Source organism: Caulobacter sp. FW305-C-30-S16, assembly GCF_058783025.1.
Genome location: NZ_JBYSYH010000008.1, coordinates 1 through 6,365 on the forward strand (window position 1 = coordinate 1; position 6,365 = coordinate 6,365).

At 58.8% G+C, this 6,365-nt stretch carries 6 protein-coding genes; 2 read left to right on the forward strand and 4 right to left on the reverse strand.

Annotation, left to right across the window (positions count from 1 at the left end; all coding sequences use genetic code 11):
* The first annotated feature begins 128 nt into the window (after positions 1–128).
* The gene (locus AC3WJT_RS17310) at positions 129–368 is read left to right on the forward strand and encodes a hypothetical protein (protein ID WP_492344381.1); all 240 of its coding nucleotides are present in this window, start codon (positions 129–131) and stop codon (positions 366–368) included.
* A gap of 245 nt (positions 369–613) precedes the next feature.
* Entirely contained in the window at positions 614–3,160 is a 2,547-nt protein-coding gene (locus AC3WJT_RS17315; protein ID WP_492344382.1) for a DEAD/DEAH box helicase family protein, read from the forward strand.
* Positions 3,161–3,163: 3 nt separating this feature from the next.
* Here the strand turns inward: AC3WJT_RS17315 and AC3WJT_RS17320 are convergent, their stop codons facing one another.
* From AC3WJT_RS17320 to AC3WJT_RS17335, 4 genes are all read right to left on the reverse strand, one after another.
* A complete protein-coding gene (locus tag AC3WJT_RS17320; RefSeq protein WP_492344383.1) occupies positions 3,164–3,523 on the reverse strand; it encodes a hypothetical protein in 360 nt (119 codons plus the stop codon).
* Positions 3,524–3,718: 195 nt separating this feature from the next.
* The gene (locus tag AC3WJT_RS17325; RefSeq protein WP_492344384.1) at positions 3,719–4,846 is read right to left on the reverse strand and encodes a hypothetical protein; all 1,128 of its coding nucleotides are present in this window, start codon (positions 4,844–4,846) and stop codon (positions 3,719–3,721) included.
* A gap of 226 nt (positions 4,847–5,072) precedes the next feature.
* Positions 5,073–5,468 (reverse strand): hypothetical protein, encoded by a 396-nt coding sequence (locus AC3WJT_RS17330; protein WP_492344385.1) that lies wholly within the window; start codon positions 5,466–5,468, stop codon positions 5,073–5,075.
* A 445-nt stretch (positions 5,469–5,913) separates the two neighbouring features.
* Entirely contained in the window at positions 5,914–6,186 is a 273-nt protein-coding gene (locus tag AC3WJT_RS17335; protein ID WP_492344386.1) for a hypothetical protein, read from the reverse strand.
* Between the last annotated feature and the right edge of the window lie 179 nt (positions 6,187–6,365).

Sequence of the window (6,365 nt, forward strand, 5' to 3'; positions counted from 1 at the left end):
TTCTTTAGTTGTCCATCCAGGCCCCGCAGGCAAATAAAGATATCGCATTAGTCATTCGAGGTGCGGTAATTTGAAAACAAGGACGGCTCACCAATCAAGGAACAATCAGAGCCAATAGAGACAAGACGATGAGACACAAGAATCAATACGACGAACGAAAATGGGTCGTCTTTATTATGGACCCGGACTACAACGATTCATCTCCATACTCTGTTGTGGCGGACGATGAAGAATCCGCAATCGAAAGGGCCATCTCCGATTGGAGAAGCTGGCTCCAGGATGACGAGTTCTTCGAACCTTCAGAATGGTGCGCGCCCGAGATCGTGAAGGTCTACCGGGGCAGTTGGATCGGTGAGCGAGTCCTCTGATCGCGTCCCGCCGTAACCAGCAGGCCGGCGCCGAAGTCGCCGAGGCCACCACTTCGCCGGCCCTGACCATCAAATAAGTAACACTGAGATCAATAGGGCAGCACACCCAACGGACCTCTGGATGTCTTGTCAGTCTACGAGGGAGGTTGTGCGACCGCCTGAGAACAATGCTGCATGAGCGATCCGAGAGGAGCCCGTTGGGATGACATCCCCCAACGGGCTCTTTTTATATTTCGGACGATTCAATGAATTATCACAACATCCTATACTATCTCGACGCGCTATGTGGTGCGGGAAAGACCTATGCAGCCACCCGCTACGCCTATTGGCTTGCACGAGGTGGCAACAAGGTTCTCGTCGTCCAACCCAGCAAGGAACTGATCAACAAGACCGTGCGGGAGGAACTCAGCAGGCTGTCTCCGCCGGTCCGGCACACCGTGCTCCACGGCGACATTATCCGCCTCGTGACCCCGGCAATTGTCCGCCACTTCAAGGACACCGCGTCCGGCGGCGAAATCCTTTTCATCACCCACCAAGCATTCCTCAGAACACCTTTCTTCCAAGGTCGGGAGAAATGGATCGTGATCTGGGACGAGTATCCGCAGATCGACCAGTTCAGCGAACTCAACATCCCGAACAACCCTGAACTGATCGTGCCGTTCATCGACCTTCACGGCCACGATGCCCGCTACTCTGTAGCGAGCCCGGCAATCGGCGGCGGAAGGGCGCGTCTCAAGGAGATCGCGGAGAACAAGGACGACGATCTGGTCTGGAGCCTCTTCAAGGACTTCGCCGACCGGATGCTGTCTTCGAAGTGGACCACCTACGTTCTCTCGCACCAGTGGGAAAATCTCCGGTCCGGCCAGGGCAATCAGCGGCGTGTGACCAGCCACTCTCTCCTTCAACCCAGCATGTTCGATGGCTTCCAGCAGGTCATCATGCTCGGAGCCTGCTTCGAAGAATCGTTGATGAACCTCGTTTGGTCGGCACAGGGCGTTCGGTTCAAGCCGTTCCGGTCGAGGCGTTTCACAAGCGATCTCCGCTACCTTGCCCATCAGAACGGCGGTCTGCTTCGGATCATGTATGCGACCGACGAACCGTGGTCGAAGGCCCTCAGGGATCGCGTCCTCGACGAAGCCGCCGGGGCGAGGGTCCTCGATGTCATCTTGGAGAAGGTGCGGGCTGAGGTCGGCGATCAGCCGTTCGTCTGGATGGGCAACAAGGACCTCGACAACGGCACATTCAACGGGCTGAAGACAGAGCGTCTTCCCAACACTCCGCACGGGAGGAATGATTTTCAAGGGTTCCATGTGGCGGTCATTCTTTCCGCTCTCAACCCTCCTCCGGCCCACTTCAACTTCCTGGACGCCCAGGGGGTGAGCGGTGCCGATGTGCGGACCGGCGGATACAAGCATTCGGTCTATCAGGCTGTGATGCGTTGCAGCCTACGGAATCCCGACGATCTGAACCCGAAAACCGTCATCGTGATGGACCGCGACACGGCGGAGTGGCTCGCGAGGCTGTTCCCTGGCTGTTCGGTGTCGCCACTCGGCGGAGCCGTAATAGGGGCGGTTCTGAAAAAATCGGGGAGACCGAAGGTCCATTCCAGTTCGGCTGCTCGAAAGGCCGCCCATCGCCGGGAATGGGAAACCCGTCTCCTGATCGAGCAAGACATCATCAATGGCGACGACCTGACTGCGGATTTCTATCCCGATCTCACGGCCACCATTCGTGCAGAGATGCCGGAGTTAGAGGGGCTGGCTGGAGAGGACCAAGTTGCGTGGGGCGATGCCGAGAAAGGTGGAGGGACGATCTTCACGTCGCTCTACGACCCCGTTCCGTTTGGCCATCTCGATCGCGAAGAGGATGAATCCTTCATCGCCGAACTTCGATCCCTTCACGACCGGAGCATCCCCGCCAAGGAGGATGCGGGGCTGATCAGTCCGGCCTTTTTCGATGCTAACAAGGACCCGGACACATCGCGCGGTCTTGCGAATGTCCGGCACGTTCGTGGGATTTGGCTCGACAACGACGGCGGCGATCTGACCCACGAGGATTTCGCACGGCTATTTCCGAATCTCCGGATCGTCGTCTGGAACACCTACAGTTCCACGCCAGAAAAGCCCCGTTGGCGAGCATTCATCCCGACTACGCAGGCCATGACGATGAAGGTTCACGCCTTGATCCTCGGGCAGATCATGAGAGCCCTGAACAAGGAGGGCTATTGGTCGAAGGACCAGTTGGCAAAGAACCCTGCGATCCGAAAGCGCAACCTGCATGGGTTCGACACGTCGAAGCTCAATGCGGCCAGTCTGTTCTTCCTGCCAGCCAAGGCGCGTGATCCCGCCGGGTCATTCTTTCACGACTATGGCGTGGCAAATCCCAAGCGAAAGCCGATCGAACCAACCACCTGGATCAAAAAGAGCATCGTTCACGCCGAACCCGAGCCAGAGGAGCCACCCGTCGTGAAATGCCGCGTCTCGCCCATCTGTGGCGGCGGATCGCAAAAGCTTCAGGAGATCAGGGCGGCTCTGGCGAACAAGTCCGGGGAAAATCGCCGGGACCAGTGGGTCGACGAAGCTATTGCCGAGTGGCGGGCCAATGCGTTGCAGCCGGGCCAGGGCAACCAATCGTTCTTCGCCCTGGCCGCCGCACTACATCGGGCTGGCCTGGACCCCTTGGAGATCAGGCAGGTCCTGGATAGCGAGGCCGGATTTGCTCGGCACCCGCGAGAACGAAGAGCCGAGATCAAGAGCATCCTCCTGTCCTTGTCGAGGTCCGCTCGCCGATAGCCGCTACAGGTCAGCCAGGGCTGACATGATCGCGGCGACATCCCGATCTGCCACATCGATGTGGACGATCCTGAACGCGGCGAAGTCGGCGGAGAACTGGTCCGTCAGAGCATCTAACTCGGCCTCGATGCCCGGCTGATCTCGTATCCAAAGCCGGCTGGAGAGGGAGTCGGTTTCGTCTGCGCTACGGATGACCTCCAGCCGGAGTTGCGAGGCGACGGTCGCGGCGGACCTGACGCCATCACAGACGATCAGGACTTCATCGGTCTCGAAGCCAGAGCAGCCGGGCGAACAGGCGATGATCTGATCCACGATGTCTTCGAGGGCGGCGGCGTAGGGGATATGGGCACGAAACTGGGTCATCATGTATTTATCAAAATGACAGCAGTTAATTGAAATATATGGACTTTGTGAACATCGACCCTCGATCATCATACGACGGCTGGCATGCGAGCACGCGCGCACGCCGGCGCGGCCATAGACCAATGGCCGGCGCGCGATGATGTTGGATCGATTGGCTTGGGGCCAGCCTGTCGCCTCGCGCCCCCCCCTCACCGATCAGTCGAAATCCATGAGATCAAACAGCGGTATGCGCCACGAGCCCAACTCTCGAAGGAGCGGCTCAAGTTCCGGCGGGCTCGATTTCACGATCACCACCCTGATCCCAAGGGGCTCAAGCAGTTCACGAACGCCGCGCATATTCTCCCTGGTGACCTCGGCGTTCTGGCGAGCATGAACTCGACGGGCAAACCAGGAATCGTCTTCCGCCTGAACGATCTCGATCAGCAGGCCAACTTCCCTCCAAACCAGCATCGCCATAACGCCGGAGCACATTTGAGTCGAAAGGCCGTCAGGGTCACGACCGAGGCAGTTCCCGAACTCCTGACCAATCGAACGCGCCGTCGAGGGAGTGATCCGCTCCAGGACAACCAGACCATCGGTGGGCAGCTTGCGTGGGAGCGGTTGATCGGAACGCTGGAGCCAGCGGCTGAACCAGCCCGGAAAGGGCCGCCGCTCCTCCCGTTCCAGGGAGTCGCGAATGGCGGTGTCGTCGGCAGTCGAAACCAGAAGCCGGATCATACTCACCGAGCCATTCAGGCGAGCAGCCGCCTCGTGCCCTTGATACCGCCGCACGATCCCCGGCGTGAGGAACACCGGATCAAGGGTCTCGACGGCGGCCAGATATCCTTCTTGGAAGTCCGGGAGTTGCTCCAGACAACGCTTCCGAGCGCGGATGGCGGGGTCGGTGGACGTATAGATCGCATGAAGGCGGGCGTAGGTGTCCTCGGGCAAGGCTTCGAAGCCTGCCTTGTCGAGCAGGCCGAGGAAGCCGTCAGGACAGCTTCCGAAGGCCATTTCGACAATTTCGCGGGGTCGCATCCGCAGCAGATTCGCGCCGACCTCGGCGATCATCTCGTTCCAAGTTCCGTGCGGTGCGATCCAGCCATGGACGCGGTTCAGGAACGGCTCGGGATCATCGAGGATGCCCTGGGTGAAGGCGGCGAAGGCGGCGTGCCGCCATTGCGGACGCGTTCCCATGAGCTTCCACAGATGGCCCGGACTCACGCCCTCGATGACGGCGATATGATTGAGCGGCCAGCCCGAGATCGGCTGAAGCCGCCCCGCCGACATGGTGATTTCGCTCGCGCTGGCCTGCGAGTGATCGTTGTTCTCGTGGATGTTCATATCGTCCGCCTCCGAGGGAAGCGGCGAGCCCTTCGCTCAGCCGCGTAGTCTGCGACTGACGATCTCGATGGATTGGAGATAGATCATTCGTCGATCATCTCACAGGTTTGGAATCTGTCGATGGAAATGACCTGCCGAATAGACCTTCAGCCGGGCTCACGATGACCTTCCCTCCGCGCCGAGGCACGAAGCCGTTGACAGCCTCACCAGCGGCACCGCGAGTTCGTCAGAACCGACTGCCGATGTCTGTCAGCATCGCGCGAACTGTGTCCCCTAAATCTTGATGAGACTCGTAGTGGAGAAGGACCGCAGCCACGGCCGCAAGCTCTTCCGCGCACGGAGTTTCCTCGTCCGGGTCTTGGCCCTCAAGGAATCTCTGTTCGAGCGAGCCTTCCTCCCACACCTCCAACAGGCCGTAGTTGCTGCCCTGGAAGCCGATATGATCGCTGAACTGCGTGGGCTGAGGGTAGGCCACAATCATACGGTCTGCGCCATCGACGAGGGTAACCTCATCATCGGGCTGGGCTGCGTGATTCGCCACGCGGCTCCAGCCATCGGTCTCGGCCAAGGCGATGAACTCGTCCATGGGCATGGGGTCGCGGCTGGTGTTGTAGTTCGACATAGGGGTCTCCTTGGCCGCACGAAGCGGCCGACGTGTGAATTGTGAGTAGGGTTAGGCGTGCGGCGCCGAGCCGGATTCGAGTCTGACCAAGGCGTTGACGAGGTCCAAGGCGGCCCCAGCTATCGGCTCATTCGATACCCGGTAGATGCCTCGATCCCAGTTTTTTCAGGGCCGGCGTTCTCACGCGATGCCCCCAATCCAACCCGATGGTAGACCTTGACGACTTCGGCGGAGCCGGGTTCGTCGCACCAGTCGCGACGAGCTTGAGCGATTGCCACGCGCTTGTTTTTGGCGATCACTAGCCAAGGCGACCAGTCATTGAAGTCGGGGTCCGTGAGGATCACGACCCAGCAGCCGTCCAGGGGGCCTTCGACGGCTAGCTGGGGATTCGACGATTGCTCATCTGGCTGCCGAATCCCCAGCCATTTGCTCCCGCGTGAAGCCGCTACGAAGCTAGTTCGGTTGGCTTTTCTCTGGAGTAACTGAGCTTCACCAGGGCATCACGATCATTGTAAACATGCGACTTGATGAAGTTCTCAAACGCAGGCCGATCGTAGTCACAAATGCGGTCCACCACGATGCGCGTGGAAAGCATAATAGACGGCGAGAGATTCAGGCCAGGGATGCTTTCGACGATCAATTCCACAGCAAACTCGCTTGCCTGAGGCGTTCCATCGTCAAGCGTGATTAGGCATTCATCCCGATTGTCGGTCTCCATGATCACGACAATTCCGTTATCAAATAGTCCAATTTTACTAATTGGTATGCAATCGAATACAATTATAGACACGTCTTTAGTTCCTTGCGGGCCGGACCCTGTGTTCGGCCATTCCTCAAATTACCAAACCCGCTTTCTCGACTGCAATAATTGAATCATCTGAAGCCAAACATTGATTT